The organism is Paenarthrobacter nitroguajacolicus, from assembly GCF_007786235.1.
Classification (GTDB): domain Bacteria; phylum Actinomycetota; class Actinomycetes; order Actinomycetales; family Micrococcaceae; genus Arthrobacter; species Arthrobacter nitroguajacolicus_A.
In genome coordinates this window covers 405,863-431,504 of sequence record NZ_VNFK01000001.1, presented here as the reverse complement: position 1 = coordinate 431,504, position 25,642 = coordinate 405,863, and the positions used below count along the sequence as shown (strand labels likewise).

20 protein-coding genes and 2 riboswitches are annotated in these 25,642 nt (G+C 63.7%); of the genes, 12 read left to right on the top strand and 8 right to left on the bottom strand.

Annotated elements, in window-relative coordinates:
- Nucleotides 1-3: 3 nt before the first annotated feature.
- The 5 genes from FQP90_RS01925 to FQP90_RS01905 form a co-directional block, all read right to left on the bottom strand.
- Nucleotides 4-2,094, bottom strand: a complete 2,091-nt coding sequence (locus FQP90_RS01925) for a multicopper oxidase family protein (RefSeq protein WP_144648047.1) — start codon at nt 2,092-2,094, stop codon at nt 4-6.
- 12 nt (nt 2,095-2,106) lie between these two features.
- Nucleotides 2,107-2,580, bottom strand: coding sequence for a hypothetical protein (locus tag FQP90_RS01920; protein WP_144648046.1), 474 nt, complete (start codon nt 2,578-2,580; stop codon nt 2,107-2,109).
- Nucleotides 2,581-2,790: 210 nt separating this feature from the next.
- Nucleotides 2,791-4,449 carry a DNA repair helicase XPB gene (locus FQP90_RS01915; RefSeq protein WP_144648045.1) on the bottom strand — a complete coding sequence of 553 codons (1,659 nt, stop codon included), beginning with the start codon at nt 4,447-4,449 and terminating at the stop codon, nt 2,791-2,793.
- Between the two features lie 38 nt (nt 4,450-4,487).
- Nucleotides 4,488-6,953, bottom strand: a complete 2,466-nt coding sequence (locus FQP90_RS01910) for a helicase-associated domain-containing protein (protein ID WP_144648044.1) — start codon at nt 6,951-6,953, stop codon at nt 4,488-4,490.
- A 53-nt stretch (nt 6,954-7,006) separates the two neighbouring features.
- Nucleotides 7,007-7,222 carry a hypothetical protein gene (locus FQP90_RS01905; protein ID WP_144648043.1) on the bottom strand — a complete coding sequence of 72 codons (216 nt, stop codon included), beginning with the start codon at nt 7,220-7,222 and terminating at the stop codon, nt 7,007-7,009.
- Between the two features lie 215 nt (nt 7,223-7,437).
- Here FQP90_RS01905 and FQP90_RS01900 point away from each other — a divergent pair, with 215 nt between their 5' ends.
- Entirely contained in the window at nt 7,438-7,821 is a 384-nt protein-coding gene (locus tag FQP90_RS01900) for a cold-shock protein (RefSeq protein WP_011773749.1), read from the top strand.
- An 8-nt stretch (nt 7,822-7,829) separates the two neighbouring features.
- Nucleotides 7,830-8,444 (top strand): DUF3027 domain-containing protein, encoded by a 615-nt coding sequence (locus tag FQP90_RS01895; protein ID WP_144648042.1) that lies wholly within the window; start codon nt 7,830-7,832, stop codon nt 8,442-8,444.
- A 223-nt stretch (nt 8,445-8,667) separates the two neighbouring features.
- Here FQP90_RS01895 and serC read toward each other — a convergent pair whose 3' ends face one another.
- The gene (gene serC, locus FQP90_RS01890; RefSeq protein ID WP_144648041.1) at nt 8,668-9,798 is read right to left on the bottom strand and encodes a phosphoserine transaminase; all 1,131 of its coding nucleotides are present in this window, start codon (nt 9,796-9,798) and stop codon (nt 8,668-8,670) included.
- A 293-nt stretch (nt 9,799-10,091) separates the two neighbouring features.
- On the opposite strand from serC, the gene FQP90_RS01885 reads away from it, so the two are divergent.
- The 10 genes from FQP90_RS01885 (at nt 10,092) to FQP90_RS01840 (ending at nt 23,607) form a co-directional block, all read left to right on the top strand.
- A complete protein-coding gene (locus FQP90_RS01885; RefSeq protein WP_144648040.1) occupies nt 10,092-10,787 on the top strand; it encodes a metal-dependent transcriptional regulator in 696 nt (231 codons plus the stop codon).
- Nucleotides 10,788-11,017: 230 nt separating this feature from the next.
- Nucleotides 11,018-11,229, top strand: a riboswitch (cyclic di-AMP (ydaO/yuaA leader).
- A 4-nt stretch (nt 11,230-11,233) separates the two neighbouring features.
- Nucleotides 11,234-12,064 (top strand): M23 family metallopeptidase, encoded by an 831-nt coding sequence (locus FQP90_RS01880; protein ID WP_144648039.1) that lies wholly within the window; start codon nt 11,234-11,236, stop codon nt 12,062-12,064.
- A 145-nt stretch (nt 12,065-12,209) separates the two neighbouring features.
- Nucleotides 12,210-12,371: riboswitch (cyclic di-AMP (ydaO/yuaA leader) on the top strand.
- 4 nt (nt 12,372-12,375) lie between these two features.
- The gene (locus FQP90_RS01875; RefSeq protein ID WP_244296434.1) at nt 12,376-13,122 is read left to right on the top strand and encodes a C40 family peptidase; all 747 of its coding nucleotides are present in this window, start codon (nt 12,376-12,378) and stop codon (nt 13,120-13,122) included.
- Between the two features lie 99 nt (nt 13,123-13,221).
- A complete protein-coding gene (locus FQP90_RS01870) occupies nt 13,222-13,995 on the top strand; it encodes an NlpC/P60 family protein (protein ID WP_144648037.1) in 774 nt (257 codons plus the stop codon).
- A 397-nt stretch (nt 13,996-14,392) separates the two neighbouring features.
- A complete protein-coding gene (locus tag FQP90_RS01865) occupies nt 14,393-14,893 on the top strand; it encodes an HNH endonuclease (RefSeq protein ID WP_014920921.1) in 501 nt (166 codons plus the stop codon).
- A gap of 42 nt (nt 14,894-14,935) precedes the next feature.
- On the top strand, nt 14,936-15,826 hold the full coding sequence (locus FQP90_RS01860) for an NTP transferase domain-containing protein (protein WP_144648036.1): 891 nt from the start codon (nt 14,936-14,938) through the stop codon (nt 15,824-15,826).
- Nucleotides 15,823-17,160, top strand: a complete 1,338-nt coding sequence (locus tag FQP90_RS01855) for a molybdopterin molybdotransferase MoeA (RefSeq protein ID WP_144648035.1) — start codon at nt 15,823-15,825, stop codon at nt 17,158-17,160. The genes FQP90_RS01860 and FQP90_RS01855 overlap by 4 nt, the downstream gene beginning before the upstream one ends.
- Nucleotides 17,161-17,212: 52 nt before the next feature.
- The gene (locus tag FQP90_RS01850) at nt 17,213-19,537 is read left to right on the top strand and encodes an FdhF/YdeP family oxidoreductase (RefSeq protein WP_144648034.1); all 2,325 of its coding nucleotides are present in this window, start codon (nt 17,213-17,215) and stop codon (nt 19,535-19,537) included.
- Nucleotide 19,538: 1 nt separating this feature from the next.
- Nucleotides 19,539-20,450 carry a formate dehydrogenase accessory sulfurtransferase FdhD gene (gene fdhD, locus FQP90_RS01845; RefSeq protein ID WP_144648033.1) on the top strand — a complete coding sequence of 304 codons (912 nt, stop codon included), beginning with the start codon at nt 19,539-19,541 and terminating at the stop codon, nt 20,448-20,450.
- A gap of 127 nt (nt 20,451-20,577) precedes the next feature.
- Nucleotides 20,578-23,607 carry an alpha-mannosidase gene (locus FQP90_RS01840; protein WP_144648032.1) on the top strand — a complete coding sequence of 1,010 codons (3,030 nt, stop codon included), beginning with the start codon at nt 20,578-20,580 and terminating at the stop codon, nt 23,605-23,607.
- Between the two features lie 76 nt (nt 23,608-23,683).
- Here FQP90_RS01840 and FQP90_RS01835 read toward each other — a convergent pair whose 3' ends face one another.
- On the bottom strand, nt 23,684-24,715 hold the full coding sequence (locus FQP90_RS01835; protein WP_144648031.1) for a hypothetical protein: 1,032 nt from the start codon (nt 24,713-24,715) through the stop codon (nt 23,684-23,686).
- 3 nt (nt 24,716-24,718) lie between these two features.
- A complete protein-coding gene (locus FQP90_RS01830; RefSeq protein WP_208759908.1) occupies nt 24,719-25,615 on the bottom strand; it encodes a hypothetical protein in 897 nt (298 codons plus the stop codon).
- Nucleotides 25,616-25,642 lie beyond the last annotated feature (27 nt).

Sequence of the window (25,642 nt, the reverse complement as noted above, 5' to 3'; positions counted from 1 at the left end):
GGGTCACTCCGGCCGGTTGCGGGAGTGACCGCCGTGGACGAACGGTGATGACACCCCTTCGTACTTCAACAGCATCATCATTCCCTCGGCTGCATGATCCAGGTTGTGGCAGTGGTCCATCCAGATGCCGGGGTTGTCGGCATGCAGCAGCAACTCCCACACTTCGCCCGGCAACACGTCCACCGTGTCCAGTACCAAGGGTGAACCGCTGGGTGCCACACCGTTCCGGCTGAGCACCTGCACGTGATGTCCGTGTGGATGCATTGGATGCGGCTCGGCTGTGCGGTTCACCACCGTTACTTTTACGGTGTCGCCCTCAGCCACGTCCATGGAGGGAACCAGCGGATACGCGGCCCCATTCACAGTGAACGCGTAACGCGGAATCCCATCCACAAAGCGGAACTGCCGGTCCAAAACCACCACCTCTTCCCGGGTGATCCTGCGGCTCCCCGCAGCAGCGCCCGTAGAGCCACCGGATGGTCCGACCAGGGGCTTGCCATACTCCAACAGGTCGAGCACGGGGGTGGTGGCGAACGCGCCCGCAGGGGCCTTTTCGGGGATCCCGGGCTCAGCGACGCCCGAACGTGACGGAGAGACCACCACTGCGGCGCTGGCAGCGGCGTCGGACCGCACGGTCACGGGCGCATCCGGCATGATGAAGGCGATGTCCACCCGGCCCCCTGCACCAAGACGGACCAGCTTGCCGTTCACTTCTTCCGGCTGGTTCACGTCGGTTCCGTCCACAGCCACAGCCTTGAAGGCAGTGCCCTCCACCAAGTAGCGCTGCGGCAGGGAATCGGTGTTGATGAGCCGCGCCCGCACCATCGAACCAGGTACGGCGGAGTGGCCACTTACACGGTCTGAGGAGCCCAGCAACCCCAGACCGCTAAGGTCGTGTCCGGCCACCACGATGTCCGTTTCAGCACGGGGCAACGAGGGGTGGTGCACGACGAATGTGCCGTAGAGGCCTTTGCGGACCCCTTCGGCCGAATCCTGATGAGTGTGGTACCAGTAGGTGCCCGCTTGGGCAGCAGTAAAGCGATAGGTCATGGACTGTCCGGGCATCACGGCATCCTGCGTGGCGCCGGCCACTCCGTCCATGGCATTGGGAACGTCGTACCCGTGCCAGTGCAGCGTCACGCCCGCAGTGACGTCGCGGTTCTTCAAAACCACCTCCATGACTTCACCCAGTTGAGCTTCCAACGCTGGGCCCGGAAGGCTGCCGAAGGTCCAGGCCTCCGTTGCCTGCCCGGATGGCAGCGTCACCTGTTCCACGCGGGCGGTCAGTTCGTAGTGCCGCACCACGGCGTCGGCGGGAGGGTCGCCCAGCAAGCTGGTCACCGGCGTCGGGTCCGTCACTGTGGTGGCTGTGCCGCCGTTGTGGTGGCCGACGGCGGCACTAATCACGGTGCCGTCGGCGGACCGGCTCCCAAGCCAAGCGAAGACTCCCGAGCCCAGAGCGGTGCATGCCATGAGGCCGGCAACCGCGGCAGCCGCCGTCGGACGCCTTCCTGCGGGGGAGGCGCCGCGTGTTCCTGTAAGTCCTGCCTTTACTCCGCGCCCCGGTGTTAACAGGGCGAGCCGTGCCAGCAGCACCGTTCCGGCCACCATCAACAGCAGTAGCGCAATGCTCCACGGTGCCGGAAACGGACCAAGGATGAAGGTCAGTGCGAGTGATGCCACCGACGACGCTGCCGCGGCCACCATGGCGAGTACGGCCCATTCACGGGATCGCCCACCACGTTCCCGGTCCTCTTCGGCAGGTTGTGAGCCGGTGTTCCGCCTCCTCAGCAAGTACGGAACACCGGCCATCGCGGCCCAAGCCGCGGGGATGGCGGTCAGGGGAAGGTTGATGGTTGTGCGTTCGCTTGCAAACCACCAACTGCCGGCCACCAAAGCAGGGAGTAACGCGTAGCGCGCCGCCGTCGCTACAACGGCGACACCGACGAAAAGGATCGCCAAGTGGATGTTTCCAGTCTTGGTTGTCCGCCCGTCACTACTCAATGAAACGGTCTTCCAGACGGCGGCGATCCAGGCGCCGGCCGCCAGGACGGACAGCACCAAGTCCACCGCCAGCAGCTGTGAGATGGTCACAGCTGCGGGTGGTCAGGCTGCGCTGGACGAGGCCGAAGCATCCGATGCCGCGGCCTTGGGAGGCAACGGTTGCGGGTTGAGTGCCGCAGCACGTGCACGGTTGAACAGCCAGTACGACATGAAAATCATCAGCACGCCAACGATCGGGTGGATGGAGACCACCCACGATCCCGCCGGGGTGATGAACTCCGGCGAAGAACCGGTGAGCATGCCGCCGATGATGAAGATGAACAGTTGCAGCCAGGTCAGCAGGAAGATGCCTGCGGCCAGCCAGATGGTGCGGGAGCCAACTTTGGCAATCGCCGCTACGATGGCAGCCAACAGGGCCCCGTACCGCAAGACGTACTGGCCGTTTACTGCATGGAAGACGCCCGCTTCACGCTGGGCTTCGATGGTGTTCTGGAAGTGGAAGTAGCCGGCAAAGAACAACTGGGCCAGTGCTGACAGCAGGACGATCGCCGACAGGACCAGGAGGGTCTTACGCATAGGGAATCCTCTGGTAAAAAATTCACAGATTCTTCAAGGCCTTCAAACCGTCGGCTCCCTGGCTGCGGGCTTCCCCCACCGCCGACGGCTGGCCGCCAAGTTGCCTGGACCAGGGGCAACCAAAAGGGCGGAGAGCTTCACTAGGAATCGTAAAGTCGCTGGAGATGATTGGCAAGGGGCCTGAGGTTCTTTGGTTCCTTGGCCTGCTGCCTATTGTTCCTGTCCGACGTCCTTACCCACATCCTTGGCGTCCATGATCCGGTAGGCGTAGCCCTGTTCGGCAAGGAAGCGTTGGCGCTTGGCTGCGAAATCCTGGTCCAGTGTGTCCCTGGCAACCAGGGAGTAGAAGCGGGCGGCCCGGCCGTCCTGCTTGGGTCGCAGGAGACGTCCCAGCCGCTGGGCTTCCTCCTGACGCGATCCGAAGGAGCCTGAGACCTGGATGGCCACGGATGCTTCCGGAAGGTCGATGGAGAAGTTGGCCACTTTGGACACCACCAACGTGTGGATCTCGCCTTTACGGAAGGCATCGAAGAGTTTCTGCCGCGCCTTGACGCTGGTTTCGCCCTTGATCAAAGGAGCGTCCAACCGCTCGGCAATCTCGTCCAGCTGGTCGATGTACTGGCCGATCACCAACAGTTGCTCGCCCCTGTGAGCGGCCACGAGTTGCTCCACCAGCTGGGTCTTGGTTTCCGACGTCGCGCAGAGCCGGTACTTGTCAGCGTCATCGGCCATGGCATAGGCCACCCGTTCGTCCCGGGGGAGATCCACGCGCACCTCCACACAGTCGGCCGGTGCTATGTAGCCCTGTGCTTCGATGTCCTTCCACGGAGCGTCATACCGTTTAGGACCGATCAGGCTGAACACCTCGCCTTCGCGGCCATCCTCGCGGACGAGTGTTGCCGTCAGGCCAAGCCTGCGCCGTGCCTGCAGGTCCGCTGTCATTCGGAAGATCGGGGCAGGCAACAGGTGGACCTCGTCATAGATGATGAGTCCCCAGTCGTGGCCGTCCACGAGTTCCAAATGCGGGTAGAGGCCGCCGCGCTTGGTGGTGAGGACCTGGTAGGTGGCGATGGTAACGGGCCGGACTTCCTTGACCGCACCGGAGTATTCGCCGATTTCGTCCTCAGTCAGCGACGTCCGTTTGAGGAGCTCGTCCTTCCACTGCCGCGCCGACACAGTGTTGGTGACAAGGATCAGCGTGGTGGTGGATGACGTTGCCATCGCAGCAGCCCCCACCAACGTCTTTCCCGCACCACACGGAAGCACGACGACGCCGCTGCCGCCGGCCCAGAAGTTCTCCGTGGCCACCTTCTGGTATGGACGGAGCTGCCAGTCGCTTTCGTCCAGCATGATGAGGTGGGGCTGCCCGTCCACATAGCCGGCCAGGTCTTCCGCGGGCCACCCCAGTTTGAGCAACAGCTGCTTCAACTGTCCCCGCTGCGACGAGTGCACCACCACGGTCTCGCCGTCGATCCTTGGACCCAGCAACGGGGCGATCTTCTTGGCCCGGATGACTTCTTCCAGCACGGGGTAGTCATCAGTCCGCATCACCAGGCCATGTTGTGCGTCCTTCTCAAGCCGCAGGCGTCCGTAACGGGACATGGTCTCTTCGATGTCGATCAGCAGCGCATGCGGCACGGGGAAACGCGAATACTTCAGCAGGGTGTCCAACACCTGCTCGGCGTCCAGGCCGGCGGCGCGGGCGTTCCACAGGCCCAGCGGCGTGAGCCTGTAACTGTGCATGTGCTCGGGGGCGCGTTCCAGCTCAGCGAAGGCGGCGATGGCGTGCCGGGCCTCGGTGGCGAGTTCGTGGTCGACCTCAAGCAGTATGGTTTTGTCGCTTTGTACGATCAGCGGACCGTCGGTCACTGTTGAATCCTCACTTGCGCAGTTTCACGGCGCGGTTTTCATGAACGCAGTTCACCTGCGGGTTCCACATCGATGATCCGGTGGATGGACAACACCCGTTCGGTGTCCTTGGCGGGATCGAACACCCGGACGCGTCCCCCGGAGACGGAGACAGGAACAACGGTTTCGGTGTTGGCATTCCCCAGGCTGTCCACCACGTTCATGGTGACTGCCTGTTTGAGCCTTATTGCCGTCTGCAATGTCTCCAAGCCAAGCTGTGTGGACGCTTCGCCCGTCCCGCCGGCGGGAACCCCGCGGTGCTGCCGCAAGACCGAAAGCTGCGCCTCGACGTCGTCGTCCGGCGGAGCGGTCCGCGGTGCCGTGTAGACGGGCCGGGCGCTGCCCGGCACCGCTGTGGTCCGCTTGAAACGCACGACGGCGGGTTCGGCCTCCTGCACCGCCGGCGAAAGTCCCAGCTCGCGGAGGACACGGGCCGTTTCGCGGGGGCTCGCCGAGGAAGTTAGGACAGTCGGCGCGATGCGCACCAAGCTCAAGGCCGACGTCCGGGCCTCCTGCAGGAGATCGGTAATGGCGGTCTCGTCATCGCTCTGGATGAAGCTGGCACTCGTGCCGATCCGCAGGCGGCCATGCCTGGACGCCGTGTCCTGGATGAGGTACGCCAGCGGCTGGGGCACGTCCGTCGCGGAGTGCTCACGGAGGAACGCCAACAGCGACTCCGCATCCTGTCCGGCGTCGAGCGCCCTGCGTATGGTGACGGCAGAGAACCGGTAGATGGACGCCGGACCTTGCCCCTCGGCGTCGGCCATCAACAGCAGCGTTTCGCTGAGTTCGGGCGCAAGGTACCCAGGTGCCACGGCCGTCAGGTCCGCCTGCAGGAGGATGTGGTTCACGGCAGCGGGCAGGTGCTCGCCCAGAATAGTCATGGCCTGCTCGGGCTGGGCATCGGCAATGGCCGAACCCAGCTGGGTCAAAGCACCGGAGCCCATCAGTCCCAGAAGGGCGGCTTCTTCGAGGATCCCGCGGACCAGGGAACTGAAACGACGGGACATCCTCGGCTGGGACCACTCGGCGCGTTGAAGTACGGCACGGGCGTCCAGGACGGGAGCCTTGCCGTCCGGCGCTGCGGCCTCCACCGTAAGCTCATTCAGGATTTCCAGGACCCTCCGCCGAACCACTGGGGCGTCGGGCCGTTGGGCCTCCGCGGACAAAGCATTGATGGTGGTGCCGGCCGCCCCCTGATGGGATGCGGTGGATGAGGGACCCGTGAGCGGTTGCCCCACCAGCGACGGGGCGCGCTCGCTGGCCAGCCAGGCGTTGACCAGCCAAAGCCATTGCTCCTGCCGGGGCAGGTTGAGCCATTCCAGCGACGGCGGCTGGACCCAGGTGGAACTGTCCACATCCAGCCGCAGCAGTCCGGCCATGGCACATAGCTCAAGGAAAATGGCGGTCTCGTGCACGCCGCAGCGGATGGACTCGGCCAGGCGCCGGAGTTCCCGGACGCCCACCCCGCCGCTTCGGAGCGTCGCCAGGGGTTGCTCACGAACGGCGAACAACAGCTCGCCGGCCAGCCGCAAGGTTTCGGCGATTGCGCCCATGGCCGCATTGCGCCGCAAAGCAGCACTGGTATGGCCCAGCTCCGGGACGGGTGGGGCCAGCGTAAAGTCATCCACGATCGCCCCGCCACGGAGGGCGATACCCACGCTGTGGGGCAGTTCCACGTGGCCGGCGTCCAGGGGGACCAGCAGACCGCGCGCCAACAGCCAGTCGATAGGCCCGACGTCGGCGCTTTCGTGGGTGACGGACGCACGGCGTTGGGCTTGGGGTACGGCGCCCATGGCCCAGCTGCCGAACTTGTCCAGCAATCCAAGGGTGCGCTCCGGTGCTGTCGCCAGGATGGTGCGCAGGTTCTCCGGACTGGACGTCCACCGCTGCAGCGCGAGCGCCGCATCCATGGGAGTGCTGGCCAAGTGGATGCCCAGGCCACTGTGGTGGAGTTCGGCTACCAATTGCACCACGCGCTGGGCAAAAGCCGGCTGCAACCGGACGAGTTCCGTATAGCTCCTGCCCAGGCCTGCTGGATAGATGCCAATGACGTCCTTGAGGCTTCCCACGGGAAGGTAGAAACGTTGCCGTGAGCTGGTGGCCGGTGTTCCGGCGGGCGGATCGGCCCGATGGACCAAGGCAAGTTCCTGCAACTTGGCGAGGATGGGGTCCAGTGCTGAGAGCGTTGAGCCGGCAATGACCTTCTTCAGCCCGGCGGCGGAAACGCTGTGGCCGGTGTCGGCATTGGTGCAGAGGTGGAGAGTCTCCAGGACCTGCATCTCGGGCTTGTTCAAGCGTTCCAAAGCCCTCTGGACACTGACCCGGGCACTGGCTCGTGCGGCCAAGGCCGGGAAGTCCGGCGCCATGGGGGAGATCAGGTCCGGTCGCGCGGCAAACAAGGCCCGCAGCGAGTTGTCGCTGCGCGCTTCCAGTTCCTTGCTGAGCGCGCGAATAAGGGACATCAATCCAACGTTACCGCCCCCGGGCCGCTCGTGCCCGCCGACGGCGCCGGTGGTTACTGTCGGCGGCGCTGGCGAACGGCGTCGAGGACCAGGATGACGGCCAGCATGAAGGCCACGGGAAGTCCATAGAGTGCGGTGGAGGTGACCCAGACCGGCGCCACGCCGCCGTTGTACGCCACTGCCATGACTGCGCCAACCGCGGCCAGGGAAACGATTGCGATGACGGCGGCGATGATCATGAGGGGGCGACGGTAACCCGGGGAAGTCATGCCATCAACGCTAGCAGCAGCATCCGTTCGGGATGGATTGCTGCTGATCGGGTACGGCGTGGACGCGACAAAGCGGGATTAGGGGGCTGGGCAGGATAACCTTGAAGGAACAGACCAACACGGACCGGGCTGCCACCCTCGATCCCGCAGAACCCTGCGGATGCGGTGTTTGGCCCGACGTGTCTCCCAAAGCAAGAACGAAGAAGGTTGATTACGTGCCTACCGGCAAGGTCAAGTGGTATGACAAGGAAAAAGGCTTCGGATTCCTCGCGGCTGAAGATGGCCAGGAAGTATTCCTGCCCAAGACGTCCCTGCCCGCGGGCGTGACGGAGCTCAAAGCCGGAACCCGCGTGGAGTTCGGTGTGGCCGACGGCCGCCGTGGAGCACAGGCTCTGGGACTGCGTGTCCTGGAGAAGACTCCGTCCATCGCCAAAGCCAAGCGGATGAACGCCAGGGACCTCGCACCGATGGTGCAGGACCTCGTCACGGTGCTGGACAACCTCTCCGGTTCCTTGTCATCCGGCAAGTACCCCGACGGCAACAAGGCCAAGGCCATCTCCATGGCGCTGCGCAAGGTTGCCGACGAGCTGGAAGCCTAGGACCCGCCATGACATCGGAATCCGCACAGGACACAAAGGCCGGAAGGGACGAACAGGCAAACCCTGTGGCCGGCCCTGACGCTGCCAAGGCTCCTGGAAACGGGGATGCCCCCGGGCGGAAGCCGGTTGCGGCGAAGTCGCGCGCCGGCTTGCCCGTGTGGCGCACCGGCAAGCCGGACGCATTCCTTGCCGCCGCCGTCGATACTGCCCGCGAAGCAGTAGAGAGCATTGCCAACCCTGGCGAAGTAGGGGCGCACCTCGGCGCGAAGTCGGAGGGTGACCGCGTGGTCACGCACCTGTTCGAATCCAAGCTTGCCGGCTATGGCGGCTGGCAGTGGTACGCCGTGGTGACCCGTAACTCACGTTCCAAGATCGTGACTGTGAGCGAGCTCGGGCTGCTGCCCTCCGAGGATTCCATCCTGGCACCCGAGTGGGTTCCGTGGGCCAAGCGTGTCCGTCCCGAGGACGAGACGCCCCTGGTGGAGGAGACCGTGGAGGACGTCACGGAGGAGTCGGTGCAGGCGGCCGAAGACGAAGCAACCGAACCCGCTGACTCGGATGCCGATTCGGACGAACCCGACGCCGATGCGTCGGATGAATCCGACGACGTCGACCCTGAATAAGGGCTGTTGTCACCGGAACAAACAGAGCTAACCGGAACAAACAGAGCTAAAGGTGGACACTGATGTCCACCTTTAGCTGTTTAATCAGAGCCCGTCGTTAATCGGAGCCCCGTCGCCGTAACGTGGCAGCGCCTTGGACGGCGGCCCCTTAAACGGCGGCGGCGCCGTCCGGGAAATACCGGAACGACGCCGACCCTCACGTTGCGCGGAAATCGCGCCCGGGTTACTTCTTCAGTTCGCCCACCACATAGTCGATGCTGGCAAGCAGCGCTGAGATGTCGTCCGGCTCGATCGCCACGAACGTGGCAATGCGCAGCTGGTTGCGGCCGAGCTTGCGGTAAGGCTCGGTGTCCACAATGCCGTTGGCGCGCAGGATCTTGGCGATTGCCGCAGCGTCAATCGAATCGTCGAAATCTATGGTGGCGATGACGTTGGAGCGGTCTTCGGCGTTCGCGACGAACGGCGTGGCGTACTCGGAGGCTTCGGCCCAGGAGTAGATGCGGTTGGCTGAATCCGCCGTGCGCTTGCTGGCGAAGTCCAGGCCACCGTTGCTGTTGAGCCACTGCACCTGCGCGTCCAGGGTCACCAAGGTGGACAGTGACGGCGTGTTGTACGTCTGGTTCAGCTTGGAGTTGTCAATGGCGGTCTGAAGGTCCAGGAAGTCCGGGATCCAGCGGCCACTGGCCTTGATCCGAGCGGCGCGCTCCAACGCGGCGGGGGAGAACAGGCCAAGCCACAGGCCGCCGTCGGAGGCGAAGTTCTTCTGCGGGGCGAAGTAGTAGACATCCGACTCGGCGACATCCACGTCCAAGCCGCCGGCTGCTGAAGTGGCGTCCACCAGTACCAGTGAGCCCTCGTCCGCGCCCTGGACGCGCTTGACGGGAGCTGCCACGCCGGTGGAGGTCTCATTCTGGGGCCAGGCGTAAACATCCACGCCTGCTTCCGCCTGTGACACCGGACGAGTGCCGGGTTCGGACTTAATGATGGAAGAAGCATCGAGGAACGGTGCCTTGTTGGTGGCCGCTGCGAACTTGGAGCCGAACTCGCCGAACGAAAGGTGCTGTGCCTTCTTCTCAACCAGGCCAAACGCAGCAACGTCCCAGAACGCGGTGGAGCCACCAACGCCGAGGACAACCTCGTAGCCTTCAGGAGCGCGGAAGAAGGAGCTGAGCCCTTCGCGGACCGAACCCACGAGGTTCTTGACTGGAGCCTGTCGGTGGGACGTGCCGAGGATGGTGGCCGATGCGGCAGACAACGCCTCGATCTGTTCCGGGCGGACCTTGGATGGTCCTGCACCGAAGCGTCCGTCCTTGGGGAGGAGGTCGGCGGGGATGGTGATGCTGTTGTCGCTCACGTGTGGCTCCAATGGGTATCGGCTCGAGATGGGTCGTGGCAGGTGGCATCAACTGCCCCTTCGACACCCCAATTCTGCCTGACGCCGCCCGGGCGCAGGAACCTGCGGTCGTCATAGTCCGCCACGTGGAATGCCGAGGAACCATATGCGACCGGAATTATCCAGAGTAATTCCAAATAAGCTAGGCTGGGGGTTGGCGTCCATGGGGCGGCGGAGCACACCGCACGCCCTGGCAGGGGACGCTGTACGGTGGAGATTACGCAAGAAACTGCGTTCGAGGAGAGCTGAGCTGGATGACGGATCTGATCGATACCACTGAGATGTATCTTCGGACCATTTTGGAGCTTGAAGAAGAGAACATTGTGGCTCTCAGGGCCCGCATCGCGGAGCGACTGCGGCACTCCGGGCCCACAGTCTCCCAAACCATCGGACGCATGGAGCGCGATGGCCTGGTGATCGTTTCCAACGACCGGCACCTGGAGTTGACCGAGGTCGGGCGGAAGCGCGCCACCGAGGTCATGCGCAAGCACCGCCTTGCCGAGCGCCTCCTGGCGGACGTGATCGGTCTTGACTGGGCCTACGTGCACGACGAAGCGTGCCGCTGGGAACATGTCATGAGTGAGCGCGTTGAGCGTCGGTTGTACGAGCTCCTGGAGCACCCCACCGAGTCTCCCTACGGCAACCCGATTCCAGGACTGGAAGCACTTGGCGGCCTGGCCGGCCAACCCCTCCCGCGGCTTGACGTCAACCTCCTGCAGGCCATGGACGGGTACGCTTCCGATTCCCGCGTCGTGGTCAGCCGCCTTGCTGAGCCCATCCAGGTGGAGCCCGAACTGCTCACCCAGCTGGACGAGGGCGGAATCCGTCCGGGGGCCTCGGTGTCCTTGGAGCGTGTGGGCGAGTACATCTCCGTCCGCGTGCCCGGGATTGAGGGCGCCTTGGAGCTGCCTCCCGAAGTTGCCGCGCACGTCTTTGTCTCCCTCAGCTGATCGCTGTCTCCCTCAGCTGATCGCTATCGGTTCCAGGTGTCAAACCTCACTTTCGCACGTTTCGCGGGCGTGTGACCTGCGGTTTTCCGCTATTGATGATAAGGGCCTCCCGGAACACGCGCGTTTCTGTTGATAACGAATTTATTACTACGGCGTTTAATCCCCTATAGTTATCTACTAGCGCTGATACCAAAGCGTTACCTGATCCGGAGCCGAGCTCTGCCAGCGGATCAGGTGTGTCACCCACCACTGGCAGAGGCGGGGGAACCACAAGCGGCTGTCTAAAGAAGCAGCCTTGGGGTGAAGTCCGCAGCAGAAGTGCCCACTTACGCAAGTCCCTCCTGGGATACCTGTGTGCCGTGAGCGCCTCGTGCGGGCCGGGTCTTGAAACTCTCTGACCCGAATCCGACAGCTAACTTCGCAGGCTTTTTAGAGAGGAACAGAGTTTGACATCGCAGAACGTCAGGGGCCGCCGCCGCGCGTCCGGCCCCGCTGTTGAGCTGCGGCCAGCCCGCGCCACTATGGAGATCCGGCCCCGCGACACTGAGCGTCAGGTCCGCCGCCGTAAGAGCCCGTTGCGCCAGGTAGCCGATTTTGCCGCAGCCAGTGGCGTCGGGCAGAAAGCCGGTGTAGCGCTTGCCGCCACCGGACTTGCCCTGACTGTCGGTCTGCCGGCCACCAGCCCGGTCATGGCCACCTCGGAGTCCGGCCAGACTGAGGCCGCCCTCGCCGTCACCGGCGGGAGCCAGCCCGAGGTTTCCGCAGCCGCATCCGCCAAAATCGACTTCAGCCGCGCCGCCGTTGCCACTGCCGCGGATCCCGACGGAAAGCTGAAGCAGCTCCTCAGCGCCCAGTCCGCCGGAAGCATCCAGCGCGCCTCGTCCGTTGGCACCATGGCCAGCCCCTTGGATACGCTCACCACGGCATCACCCTTTGGTTACCGCATCAGCCCCCTCACGGGCGGTTCCGGTGACTTCCACCGCGGCCAGGACTTCGTAGCCCAGTGCGGCACAGCCGTCCATGCTGCGGCCACCGGCAAGGTCACTTTCGCAGGTTGGCACGAGTACGGCGGAGGCAACCGCGTGGTAGTGGACCACGGCAACGGCCTTGAGACCACGTACAACCACCTGTCGTCCTTCACCGTCAAGGTGGGCCAGACGGTCAACCGTGGCGACACCGTAGCCCTGAGCGGCACCACAGGCGCTTCCACCGGATGCCACCTCCACTTCGAGGTTCAGGTCAACGGCGAAGTTGTCGACCCCATGGGCTGGCTCTGAGCTAGTTGATGGTTGTCTCTCGCATTCGTGACACGCCCCGTGACCTGAATGTGACATTCACGTTCAACTGTTGTACCGTACAAAGCGCATCGGCTTTTTAGGGGGCCGGTGCACTTGAGTGGATTGCCTAGCTCTGCCACCACTCGAGGTCCGTTCGCATAAATCGTCTGGCAGGGGCGGGGGAACCACTTCTGGTCTTCGAGAGAAGGCCTTGGGGTTAAGTCGCAAAAGCTTCCTTGAAGCGGCGCGGCCGGATGACTCCCATCCGAATCCGACAGCTCACCTCGCAGGCATTGGGAGAGGCTACCTTCGTGTCATCACGCACTACCCCTGCGCGCCACCGCGCCGAATCGGTTCGAACGAACCCTTTGAACAACCTTTCCAAGGCTGTTTCATCCAACGCCGGAACTGTTGGTCGCCAGGCCGCCGTATTGGCAGCAGCCTCGGGCCTCGTCCTTAGCGTCGGCCTGCCGGCACAGGCAGCGGACACCGACGTCACCAAGTCGGAAGCCTCCAGCACCCAGCAGCTGGTCGCCACGGCAGTCGTCACCGCAGAGCCCACCGCCACCGTTTCCTTTGAGAGCCCCGTTGTGGTCACCAAGGAAGCCCCCAAGGTAGTCCAGCGTGCTTCGCAGACCACCCAGCGCACGGCGGCAAACAGCACACAGGAAACCGCGGGTGCCGTCACCGCGAAGTCCTCCGAAGCCAAGGACGCTGCTTCCAGCGCCGCCGCTTCCGGTCTCGCCGCGATTGCCTACACCGGCATTGGCCACCCCTATGTTTGGGGCGGCACCACTCCCAACGGCTGGGATTGCTCAGGCTTCACCCAGTGGGTTTACGCGCAGGCCGGCATCAGCATCCCCCGCGTCAACGCCTGGACGGCCATGAAGCCCACCAGCACCCCTGCTCCCGGCGACCTCGTCATGCAGAACGGCGGAGCCCACGTGGGCATCTACGTCGGCAACGGCATGATGATCAGCGCCTTGAACCCGGGCCAGGGCACGCTGCTGCACTCAGCGGCTTCCACAGGTACGTCCTCCTTCTTCACCCTCCGCTAGAAATCATCCGGTTCGGGGTAAGCCAGCATGCCCCCAAGTGCTGGCCTGCCCACTACCCGCGTGTACCCCAACTGCCCGCGGATACGAAAAGAGAAAATCATGACCAGTGCAAACAAGGTTGCACGGCATCGCGCTGAGGCCCCCAAGACCAGCTCGCTTGCCGTTATCGCCAAGGCCGTCAGCGACAACGCCGGTGGCGTTGGCCGCCAGGCAGCAGTTATTGCCGCAGCATCAGGCCTGGTCCTGACCAGCGGTGTGGCAGCCAACGCTGCCGACACCAATGTCGATCGCGAATCCACGTCGACGTCCACCCTTGACGTCCAGTCAGTGGTTCAGGCCACCATCGCTGCGGATTCCACGGTCGCCATCTCCTACGAGCGCCCCGTGGTCACCACGGTGGAAGCTCCGGCTCCGGTCGAGAAGAAGGCCCCCGCCAAGGCTGAGACCAAGAAGGCTGCGGAAAGCACGGCAACAGCCGGCAACGCTACCCTCGCGGTCAACACCGCAGCCCCGGCCGCCAAGGCTCCTGCAGCCTCGAGCGGGCTCGGTGCGGCTATTGCCGCTGCTGCCTACGCACAGCTCGGCGTGACCCAGGACTGCACCATGCTGGTGACCAACTCCCTGGCAGCCGTCGGCATCAACTTCCACGACTGGCCGGCCGGTTACCTCTCCCTGGGCCGCACCGTCAGTGCAGCAGAAGCCCAGCCGGGCGACCTCGCCTACTACGCCAATGGCGGCTTGGCCGGACAGGCCCACATCGCTGTATACGTCGGTAACGGCATGGCAGTCCACGGTGGATGGAACGGATCCACTACGGCACTGTTCAGCGCCAACGTTGGCTCCGGACCGGTTTTCATCCGCGTCAACGGCTGATCCAAGCACCTCCAAGAACACCCCGCAGGCTGAGGCCGGCGGGGTGTTCTGCTTTTAAGAGCAGCCCGATCCAGCGACCAGCATTGATGCGTCGGGCGGCCCGTACCGTCCGCAACAACTCTCAGCCTGCGGGTCACCCGACACGCCGTCATCCTTGGTGTGTCCTCTTCGGTCGCCGGTCAAAGTGGGTGGTGGAGGCCCGCTTTCGCAGCCCGGCGATGCCGCACATCCCTTAACCACGCATGAATTTTTGCCGACACCGCACGCGAAACGACAGAAAAATTCGTTGATACGGCATATAAGTGCTTACCCTTATGGTGTCGATCCACAGCCCGTACAAGCAGAGGGCAGCCGGCCCTCGTGCCCCTGACGGGTGCGGCCGTGAAGAGGTACGTGCATGCGCACACTCGTTCTGAATGCTGGATATGAACCGCTGGCGGTAATAACATTCCGCCGGGCGCTGGTCCTTGTGCTGACTGGGAAAGCAAGCGTAGTGGCCGAAGGCGACGAGCCTGTCGTCGGGCCACAGGAGATTCTTGGACGCCCCTCCGTGATCCTCCTTAACCGCTACATCCGCCCCAGGTACAACAGGATTACCGCCGTGAGTCGCCGCGGGGTCCTTCGCCGCGACGGTCACCGCTGCGCCTATTGCGGGAAAACAGCCCACACCATAGACCACGTCCACCCCAAATCCAGGGGCGGCGCGGATTCCTGGGAAAACCTGGTTGCGGCGTGCTTGAAATGCAACAACGCCAAGAGCGACCATACGTTGGCTGAAATGGGATGGAAGCTCCGTTTCAAGCCAGGCGTGCCCCAGGGAACCATGTGGCAGATCAAAGAACTCGAGAAACCTGCGCCGGACTGGGACCCGTTCCTGTTGCCGGAATCCGCTGCCTGATCGATTTCTGCTGAACTCCGCCCGCCCGGGTACTCTGGGCGGATGGAATTCAACGCCGTGATTCTGGCGGGTGGCAAGGCCACCCGCCTCGGGGGCGTGCCCAAGCCGGCGCTGAAGTACGACGGCGCCACTCTCCTTACGCATGCGCTGCAGGCGGCCCGGGGTGCTTCTGCCGTGGTGGTCGTAGGACCGGAGGCGGAGGCGTTGCCGGGAGAGATCCTGCGGGCACGCGAGGAGCCCGTGTTCGCAGGCCCTGCAGCTGCAATCGCCGCCGGCCTGGCCGCGCTGAAGACGAGCGCTTCGAGCCAGGCATGGACGCTGGTGCTGGCATGCGACATGCCACACGCTTCCGGTGGTGTCGAGCTCCTTTGGGCTGCGCTGGCGTCACATCCCGGCGTTGAAGGGGCCATGGCGGTCTCCACTGATGGCCGGAAGCAGCCTCTCCTGGGGGCTTACAGGACCGCCGCCCTGGAACGGGAAGTGGCGGCAGCTTCCGAGGGAGACGGGTTAACGAACTCTTCAGTGTTCCGACTGCTTGCTAGGCTGAACCTGCTGGACGTTGACGTCCCCGCGGGGTCCACTGATGACGTGGATACGTGGGAGGACGCTGCGGCCTTGGGCATTGACTACGAGTTGGAGGCGGACGTGAAGAGCCAGGAAGAGACGCTCGAGGAATGGTGCCGCACACTGCTGCAGGCGTTTGAGCTTGAGGGCGTTGACGTGGACGTCAACGAGGTCCTCGCGGTTGCAGGAGTCGCCGCGCATTCAGTGGTGCGCCCCGCCGCACCCCTGACTACGTTCATCGCCGGGTACGCCGCCGGCATGGCCCGGGGCATCGGCCAGGCCAGCGACGACGCGTCCATGAAGGCTGCCTTGGAGTTGGCCCGTAAAGTTGCCAAGGAATACGCGGAGCCAGGGACTGACACCGAATGACAGGGGCCCCCACCGAGGGCCACCACGCGGCACACACTTGGCATGAGGCCCGGCAACGCGCGTTTGATGTTGCCACTCCCATCCCGCCCGGGCCCGTGCCCCTCAGGTCCGCCCTTGGTCGCACACTCGCGTCGAATGCGCTGGCGCTTCAGGACATGCCGCACTATGCGTCCTCGGCCATGGACGGGTGGGCCGTTAATGGAAGCGGCCCCTGGATCCTCAGCGAACCAGGGCAGAGGCTGGCCCCGCATCAAGCCAGCCCCATCGTCACCGGCGGGCTGATACCCCCAGGTGCCAAAGCGGTGCTGCGCAGCGAGAGCGGCGTCATCTCCACGGACGACGACGGACTGCCGATCCTTGCCCTGGGCGGCACGGCCAAACCAGGGGAGCCCCGCAACGGCCAACACATCCGCAAGGCTGCCGAGGAGGCAGCCGAGGGGGACATCCTGCTCAAGGCCGGAACGCTGCTGAACCCGGCCCATGTAGCACTCGCCGCGCTTGCCGGGTTGGATCACTTGGAGGTTCTGGGTAAGCCCCTGGTCAGGTTCCTTCTGACGGGATCCGAAGTCATAGCGCAGGGGGTTCCCCAGCCAGGACAGGTCCGTGACACGTTTGGTCCTCAATTGGGCGCCGTCGTGGAGCTTCTGGGCGGCATCGCAGGAGAACAACTCCGGGTAGGCGATAGCTACGAAGAGTGGGTTGCCGCGCTCCAGGATACAGAGCCCCTGCCTGGCGAACCGGAGACGGAAGCCCCTGCCGACGTCGTGATCACCACCGGAGGGACGGGACGGTCGGGGACGGACCATTTCCGCAAAGCGGTGGCAGAGCTGGGCGGCCGGTTGCTGATCGACGGCATTGCCATGCGCCCCGGCCACCCGGCAGTGTTGGCCGAGTTGCCCGATGGGCGCTTCGTTCTGGGACTGCCCGGAAATCCACTGGCGGCGATGATGGCCCTCTTCACCGTGGGGTCGCCGTTGCTTGCCGCTTTGGGGAACGGACAGCTGCAGGATGTGGCTGAAGTTCCCTGCGGAGCGATGATTGATGCGGATCCCGGACGAACCCGTCTGATGCCGTTCACGCTGGTGTACGGTCTGGCATCTCCGGCACAGCACACCGGCCCGGGAATGATGCGAGGACTGGCCGGCGCCGACGGGGTGATGGTGGTGCCGCCGCACGGGGTCCAGCTGGGTGAGTTGGTGCCCGCTTTCGCGTTGCCGTGGGGCAAGCCCCTGCCAGCGCCCAAGAGCGCCGAGGACAAGCCCCGGAAGGCGACGGTGCGGCCACAGAAGAAGTCTCCGTCAGGGCCAGTGGACTGGAGCGCCCTGGACGCCTGAGGGCGGCGCCCCTGGCCGGTGGTCAGCGACCACAAAGTGCAATGATGGACTCATGAACAGGCATGCTCCAGAACAGGACATCAACGAAGATGACCTGCAAGTCCACCCGCCCAAACGCGCCGCTGCAGGAGTCAAGGCCGTCACCGTCGCCCTGGAACGTGGCTACGCCCAGGCTGGCGTGGCCCGGACGGTCCGCTCCATGCTCAGGGTCAACCAGCACGATGGCTTTGACTGCCCGGGATGCGCGTGGCCGGAATCCATTACAGGACGGCGAAGCCCCGCAGAGTTTTGTGAGAACGGTGCCAAAGCGATCGCCGAGGAAAGCACCACCAGGACCGTAGGTGCAGAGTTCTGGGCGAAGCATTCGCTGGCCGACCTGGACCACAAGACCGAGTACTGGTTGGGAAGCCAGGGGCGGATCTCCGAGCCTGTGGTAGTCAGGCCGGGCGACACCCACTATTCACCGATCAGCTGGTCTGAGGCATTCGCCCTGATCGGGCAACACATCAACGCCACTACACCTGACAAGTGCGTCTTCTACACCTCCGGCCGGACAGCCAATGAGACGGCTTTCATGTATCAGTTGTTTGCCAGGAGCCTCGGTACCAACAACCTTCCGGACTGCTCCAACATGTGCCATGAATCCTCCGGCAGCGCCCTTAACCCCACCATTGGCATCGGCAAGGGCACTGTATCCCTGGAGGACATCCACCACGCCGAGCTTGTCCTGGTGGTGGGCCAGAACCCGGGAACCAACCACCCGCGCATGCTGTCCGCCCTGCGCGACTGCAAGAACAACGGCGGAAAGATCGTTGCCGTCAATCCCCTTCCCGAAGCCGGACTCTTGAACTTCAAGGACCCGCAGTCCCTTAACGGCGTCATCGGAGGCGGTACAACCATTGCCGACGAGTTCCTGCAGATCAAAGTGGGCGGCGACCTCGCACTGTTCCAGGCGCTGGGCCACCTCCTCCTGGAGGAAGAGCAGCGCAACCCGGGGACCGTCGTCGACCATTCCTTCATAGAGCAGCAGACCGAAGGGTTTGCTGCCTACAAAGAAGCACGTTCGGTACTGGACTGGGACGAAACCGAGCGGGCCACCGGCCTGACGCGTGAGGAAATCACCAAGGCGGCCGGGATGATGGCTGAGTCGAAGGCAACCATCATCTGCTGGGCGCTCGGACTGACGCAACAGCCGCACTCGGTGGATACCCTCCGGGAGATCATCAACCTGCTGCTGCTCCAAGGCAACTTCGGTAAGCGTGGGGCAGGGGCCTGCCCGGTCCGAGGTCACTCGAATGTTCAGGGCGACCGCACCATGGGCATCTGGGAGAAGCCCAAGGAGCAGTTCCTGGCCGCTTTGGACAAGGAATTCGGTTTCCACATGCCCCGTGACCACGGCTACGACTCCGTGGAAACCCAGCACGCCCTGGAAAAGGGTGACGTGGATGTTTTCGTATCCATGGGCGGAAACTTTGCTGCTGCGGGATCGGACACGGCAGCCCTTGAGGCAGGCCTGAAAAGGGCGGGGCTGACCGTCCATATTTCCACCAAGCCCAACCGCGCCCACATTGTGCACGGCAAGACATCGCTGATCCTGCCCACGCTCGGCCGGACAGACACCGACGACAAGCACCCCAAGGGCAAACAGTTCCTCTCTGTCGAAGACTCGATGTCCGTCATCCATAAAACGCAGGGAAGGCTGGAACCGGTCTCCGAACACCTGCTGAGTGAACCGGTGATCGTGGCCCGCATGGCGCAGGCAACGTTCGGTGACGATCACAGCGTGGACTGGCGGGCCATGGCCGAGGACTATGACGTGATCCGGGACCACATCTCCCGCGTGATTCCAGGATTCGAGGACTTCAATGCCAGGGTCCGCACCAAGAACGGCTTCGTGTTGCCCAACCCGCCACGCGATACCCGCACCTTCGCCACGGACATAGGCAAGGGACGGTTCTCTGTGCGTCCCTTGGAATATCTGGAAGCACCGGAGGGCCACCTGATCCTGCAGACAGTCCGCAGCCACGACCAATACAACACCACGTTCTACGGCTTGGACGACAGGTATCGCGGCGTCTCCGATGGGCGCCGGGTGATCCTGGTGCACCCTGAAGACCTTGAGGAGCTGGGCTTCCAGGACCGGGACCTGGTGGACGTTGTCTCCACGTTCTCAGGCACCGAACGGCGTGCCAACAAATTCAGGCTCATCGGCTACCCGACGGCCAAGGGATGTGCGGCAGCCTACTTCCCGGAAGCCAACGCCTTGGTGCACCGCGAGCTGGTGGCCCGCGAATCCAACACCCCTGGCTACAAGGCCATGATGGTGCGCTTCGTGAAGCATGACGATGCAAACCCCAACCAGACGAAGGGATCCTGACGTGGGACGCGTGACGCAACGCCGCAAGGTGCACAAGTTTGTCCTGGATGGTTCGCCGCAGGCATTGGAACATCCCGTCCGGTTCAAGGAGGACGTGCTGGCCGTGGAGGAGCCTCTGGAGATCCGTCTGGGGGACATGTCCTTTTCAGTGACCATGCGCACCCCGGGAGACGACTTCGACCTCGTGGCGGGATTCCTTGTCTCGGAGGGGATCATCTGGGAGCCGTCCCAGCTGATTTCGGAGCGTTTCTGCTCGGGGGAGGACGAGAACGGCGTGCAGACCTTCAACGTGGTGGATGCGCAGCTTCGTCCGGATGTTGAACGCCCTGACACCGGGCGGAACGTCTACACGTCCAGTTCATGCGGGATCTGTGGAACGGACTCCATTGAGGCCGTCCGCAAGTCGTCCCGGCACAGCCCCAGGGAGGACGACGTCACCATCCCGGTGGGGGCGCTCGCAGCCCTGCCGGATCGCCTGCGGGAGGAGCAGGCGGTCTTCGCCAAGACGGGGGGCGTCCATGCTGCCGGGCTCTTCAGGATTCACGACGACGGCACTACGGAACTGCTCTGCCTCCGAGAAGATGTGGGGAGGCACAACGCGGTAGACAAAGTGGTGGGCTGGGCCTTGCGGGCCGGAATGCTGCCGCTGAAGGGCACGGTGCTGCAGGTTTCGGGCAGGGCATCGTTCGAGCTTGTCCAGAAGGCGGCAATGGCTGGAATCCCCGTGCTGGCCGCCGTCAGCGCGCCCTCCAGCCTGGCGGCGGAGTTGGCCGAGGAATCAGGCATCACGCTGGCTGGGTTCAGTCGTGGGTTGAGTCTCAACGTGTACGCGGGACGGGAAAGGATCGTGGCGGATCCTGCTGGCCAGAACCCGCAGACCGCCGGAGATAGCATCCAATCACTTGGCTATTGAGCTGGAACAACGTAGATTTTATCCATCGATTGGAAGCACGGTGATCCTGGAACCACCGTCCTCTCCCAGCACGATGAGGCCCGGCTCCCTGGCCTTATCACCCAGCCGAAGCCCAAAGGGGAATTAATTGCACGACGACCGCCGGATCACTGAACAGCGTCTCGATCGATTCGTTCGGGAACGACTTCTTCCGGCCATTTACGGCAGGGCAATCCCACTCCAGCTCAGCAGCTGGGAAGCTCCGGGCGAGCCGGTACCGGCCGCCGAAGCCCTGCGCCAGCTCTTCACCCCGCAGGAGCCAGGAGCACTTTGGGGGAAGGCCTGGAGCACCAAGTGGTTGCGCCTGCAGGGCGAAGTGCCCCAGGACTGGGGCATGGCCGATAACACCGCAGTGGAAATCATCGTAGATCTCGGGTTCAACAGTGACGTGCCGGGATTCCAGTGCGAAGGCACCGCTTGGCGTGCAGATGGCAGCATCATCAAGGCGATCTCGCCGAGGAACTACCATGTGCCACTCAAGCTTCTGGGTGGCGGGCTCTCCGTGGATTTCTACGTGGAGGCCGCAGCCAACCCTGACGTTGCCCAAGGCTGGTCGTTCGCCCCCACTCCGCTGGGAGATAAGGCCACCTCCGGAGAAGAACCCCGGTATCGCTTGGGCCGCATCGCCATCGCAGAGCTGAACGAAACGGTCTGGGAGCTCAACCAGGACATTTGGACCCTCACCGGCCTCATGCACGAGCTACCCACGGAGCTGCCGCGACGCCACGAGATCCTGCGGGCGCTGGAACGCATGCTGGACATCATGGACCCGGACGACGTCGCTGGAACCGCCGCAGCGGGCCGTGAAGCCCTCAAGGAGGTGCTGAACCGCCCTGCGTACGCCTCTGCCCATGAGCTTCTGGCTACTGGTCACGCCCACATCGACTCGGCGTGGTTGTGGCCGGTTCGCGAGACCATCCGGAAATGCGCCCGTACATTTTCGAATGTGGTGGCCCTCATGGACGAGGACCCGGATTTCGTTTTCTCCTGTTCCTCAGCCCAACAGATGGCGTGGATCAAGGAGTACTTCCCGGAGCTTTTTGTCCGGATCAGGGAGAAGGTCAAAGCCGGCCAGTTCGTCCCCGTAGGCGGCATGTGGGTGGAATCCGACACCAACATGCCCGGCGGCGAGGCCATGGCCCGGCAGTTCGTGGAAGGAAAGAGCTTCTTCCTCAAGGAGTTCGACGTCGAATGCCAGGAAGCCTGGCTGCCCGATTCCTTCGGCTATTCCGGTGCCATCCCGCAGATCGTCAAGGAAGCCGGTTCCCGCTGGTTCCTCACGCAGAAGATTTCCTGGAACAAAGTCAACCGGATGCCGCACCACACCTTTACGTGGGAGGGCATCGACGGCACGCGGCTGTTTACGCACTTCCCGCCAGTGGACACCTACAACGCCGAATTGCACGGCCGCGAACTGGCCCACGCGGAGCGTAATTACCGCGACCATGGCCGCGGCACCATGTCGCTTGTGCCGTTCGGCTATGGCGACGGCGGTGGCGGACCTACGCGGGAAATGGTGGCTGCCGCGCACCGCACGGCAGACCTGGAAGGCTCGCCGAAGGTCCGTATGGGCACAGCCAAGGACTTCTTTACCAAGGCCGAGGCGGAGTACGCCAACCTGCCGGTCTGGGTGGGGGAGATGTACCTGGAGATGCACCGCGGTACATATACCAGCCAGGCCAAGACCAAGAAGGGCAACCGACGCAGCGAACACCTCCTCCGCGAGGCAGAGCTGTGGTGCTCAACGGCCGCTGTCCGGCTGGGTGCGGACTACGCGTATCCCCAGGACGAACTCAAACGGCTCTGGCAGCTGGTCTTGCTCCAGCAGTTCCACGACATCCTGCCTGGCAGTTCCATTGCGTGGGTCCACCAGGATGCCGAGCGGAACTACGAGGCCATAGCCCGCGATGTGGAGGCGATCATCCAGGAGGCCTCCAGCGCCCTGGTGGGTTCCGGCGACAAGCAACTGCTGCTCAATGCCGCACCCCATGAGCGCGAGGGGGTACCGGCTTTGGGTATCGCCGAGGCCCGTGGAACGGCCTCCGGCGTCCAGGTGGACGATTCCGGCGATGGTTTCGTGCTGGACAATGGCGTCATCCGCGCGGTCTTGAACTCGGACGGACTGGTGACGTCTTTGGTGGACCACGCCAGTGGCCGTGATGCCATTGCTCCGGGACACGCCGGCAACCTTCTGGAGTTGTTCCGGGATACCCCCAATGAGTGGGACGCCTGGGACATCGAAGAGTTCTATCGCAGGAACGTCACCCAGCTGACCCAGGCGGACGCCATCGACGTCGAGCGCACGCCGGCGGGCGCCGTCGTGGTGGTCAAACGCAAGGTTGGCGCTTCCACCATCACGCAGCGAATAACGCTCGACGCCGGTGCCAAGTCACTGGGCATCGCCACCACGGTGGACTGGCAGGAACGCGAGAAGATGCTGAAGATCGCCTTCCCGCTGGACGTGCGGGCAGACCGTTCAGCGTCGGAGACACAATTTGGCCATGTGTTCCGGCCGACCCACACCAACACGTCCTGGGAAGTGGCCAAGTTCGAAATTTGCGCGCACCGATGGATCCACGTCGCCGAACCCGGTTACGGCGTGGCAGTGAGCAACTCCTCCAGCTACGGGCACGATGTCACCAGGGCGGTCCGCGAAGACGGCGGAACCACGACGACGGTCCGCACCTCGCTGCTGCGTTCCGCCAGGTTCCCGGATCCGGAAGCGGATCGCGGTGAGCATACCCTGGAGCTGTCCATCAGGCCAGGAGCCGGTATTGCTGATGCCGTGGAGGAAGGCTACCGTACCAACCTGAAGCCGAGGTTCGTCACGGGTGGTCACGCAGTGGAACCGCTGCTGTCCGTGTCCAACCCCGCGATTGTGGTGGAAGCGGTGAAGCTGGCCGAGGACGGTTCCGGGGACGTCATTGTCCGGCTCTACGAATCATTGGGCCAGCGCTCAGCCGGTTCTGTAGCGGCCGGGTTCAAGGCCACCGGCGCCATGGCCACGGACCTGCTCGAACGCCCTGTGGAGGCGCCTGGGGTGGCTGTGGAGGAAGACTCCACCGTGAACCTCGTGCTCCGTCCGTTCCAGTTGGTCACGCTGCGCTTCTCCAGATAGTCCGGAGAGCCCAGGGTTGAGGATCCTGCGCAGGGTTGAGGGCCCTGCACAGAACTGCGGGACCCTCAACCGTGAGCTAGTTAGCGGTCAGCTCCACGTCGATCGTGTCCTTGAGGATCTGTTCCCTGGCAGGGATCACTGAGTCGAAGTGCTTGATATCGGCTGAGATTTCCTTGGCAAAGACGTTCTCCACCAGCGACGGCATTTCCTTCACTCCGGCCAGGTAGCGCTTGGCTGCGAAGTCGAACTCGGAGCGGTTGGCACGTATTTGGGCGTTGACGGCCTTGGCGTCGTCGGCAATTTTCTGCACTTCCGCGTCGGGGGCGTTGCGGGCTTCAGCATCGTCTGCTCTTTTGACGAAGTCATCCTTGAGCCGAACGAATTCAGCGTAATTTTCCTCGCCTTTGGCCGTGACCTCGGCGCGTTCCTCCAGCTCAGCCACCTTGTTGTTGAAGCTTCGGGCGAACTCCACGTAGGCATTGTTCTTTGACTGCAACAGCTCGCTTGCCGCTTTTCGGCACGGAGCAGCAGCCTGGGCCAGCAGGGTTTGGCGCTCCCGCAGACTGGCAGCTTTAGAGCCGACGAACAGTCCGTTGCATCCGGCCGCATCATCACCGCGGAAGAGGCCCTCAAATTGAGGGTAGGACTCCACCAGGCCTTCCATGTAGTCGAAGTAGTCCTCATGGGATTCGACCAGCTGCTGAACTGCCACTCCTACGGGGGTGTCGCCGGAGCCATTCCCTGACTTCAGCTCCTGCAGGGCAGACCGGGCGGAATTCGAGGCCTGCTGGAATTCTTCTTTTTCTTTTTGGCTGTCCTTCTGGGCCTGGTCCCGCGAGGCAGGGGCGTTCCGGGCCTTCTTGTAGGCGGCCAGGTACGCGTTGGCTGCCGGCTGGACCTTGCCCCTGGCATCGCCCAGTGCGTTGAGGCGGTCCCCCTTCAACGCGGAGAGGCTTTCAGACTTCTGCTGCCCGGCGAAGTTGTTGACGGCCACAACGGCACCGATGGCAATCACCAGAACGGCAAGGACGATGCTGGCCACCAGGATGACGGGGCGGCGCCGCGGGCGGGCAGCGGCGGGGGTGATGCCGGGGTTCTCGTTGGTCATGGCTTATTTCCCCTCCTGGCCGGCGGCCCCAAATTGGTCCAGCCGTGATTTCAGGACACGTTCGAGCTCGGCATTGGAGGCATTCGCGTCATCGACGAGCTTGGTTGAGCTGGCCTTCACGGCGTCCTCATACGTGGTTCGAACCTTGTCCAGGGCATCGTTGATGTCCAGCATGGCAACCCCTGCCGTCGTGCGTTTGGCAAGGCGTGCGAGGTCGTCCGTGGTATCCAGGACTTCCTGCTGTTTGTCACGCTGTCCTCTGACGACGCCTTCGATTCCCTCCAGGAGTTGCACGGTGTCCGCATCCGCCTTGTCCTTGGCGCTTGCCAGGGCCAGCAGGCAGGAATCGGCCGTCTCGACGTACTCCTGCGCATAGTTCTCGCCGCTGACATTCAGGTCTTTGTGGAGAGGAGCGCAAGGGCCGCCCATCGAACGGGTGATGTTGGCCGTATTGATGAGCCGCTGGTCGTTGTAGGCGATCACGGCCCCATAGTGTTCCTTGAACCGCCGGAACGCCTCAGCGATCTCCGCCTCCTGCGTCACAGGGGAGTGGGCCATGGCATCGAGCCTGCCGGTGTTTACGTCCGACTCGCGTTTGATCAGATCGCTTTCCTGGTTGAACACCTGCTCTTTTTGCTGGTCCCCTTCCTCCTCTGCGACCACGTTCGTGTATCGTGCCGTGAACTCCTCCAGCAACGGGTCGTAGAGGTTCATGGACCGATCCACAATGCCCCGCTGCTTGTCCAGGCTCTCCACGTCCGCACGCTGCACTCCGGACGGGCGGAAAAAGGCGAACCAGGCGCCGAAACCACCGGCAACCAACGCAATGACGACTGCCACCACAATGATCCCGGTACGCCGGGAGCTGCCCCGCCCGGATTCCTTGCTTGTCTCTTCCAATGTCTGATCCCCCAAAGTTTTTCAGAA

Coding starts and splice junctions, on each gene's coding strand:
- FQP90_RS01905 (WP_144648043.1), bottom strand. CDS start 7,222: ATGACTTCCCCGGGTTACCGTCGCCCCCTCATGATCATCGCCGCCGTC.
- FQP90_RS01835 (WP_144648031.1), bottom strand. CDS start 24,715: ATGACCAACGAGAACCCCGGCATCACCCCCGCCGCTGCCCGCCCGCGG.
- FQP90_RS01855 (WP_144648035.1), top strand. CDS start 15,823: ATGACAGGGGCCCCCACCGAGGGCCACCACGCGGCACACACTTGGCAT.
- FQP90_RS01865 (WP_014920921.1), top strand. CDS start 14,393: ATGCGCACACTCGTTCTGAATGCTGGATATGAACCGCTGGCGGTAATA.
- FQP90_RS01910 (WP_144648044.1), bottom strand. CDS start 6,953: ATGTCCCTTATTCGCGCGCTCAGCAAGGAACTGGAAGCGCGCAGCGAC.
- FQP90_RS01920 (WP_144648046.1), bottom strand. CDS start 2,580: ATGCGTAAGACCCTCCTGGTCCTGTCGGCGATCGTCCTGCTGTCAGCA.
- FQP90_RS01860 (WP_144648036.1), top strand. CDS start 14,936: ATGGAATTCAACGCCGTGATTCTGGCGGGTGGCAAGGCCACCCGCCTC.
- FQP90_RS01870 (WP_144648037.1), top strand. CDS start 13,222: ATGACCAGTGCAAACAAGGTTGCACGGCATCGCGCTGAGGCCCCCAAG.
- FQP90_RS01850 (WP_144648034.1), top strand. CDS start 17,213: ATGAACAGGCATGCTCCAGAACAGGACATCAACGAAGATGACCTGCAA.
- FQP90_RS01885 (WP_144648040.1), top strand. CDS start 10,092: ATGACGGATCTGATCGATACCACTGAGATGTATCTTCGGACCATTTTG.
- FQP90_RS01895 (WP_144648042.1), top strand. CDS start 7,830: ATGACATCGGAATCCGCACAGGACACAAAGGCCGGAAGGGACGAACAG.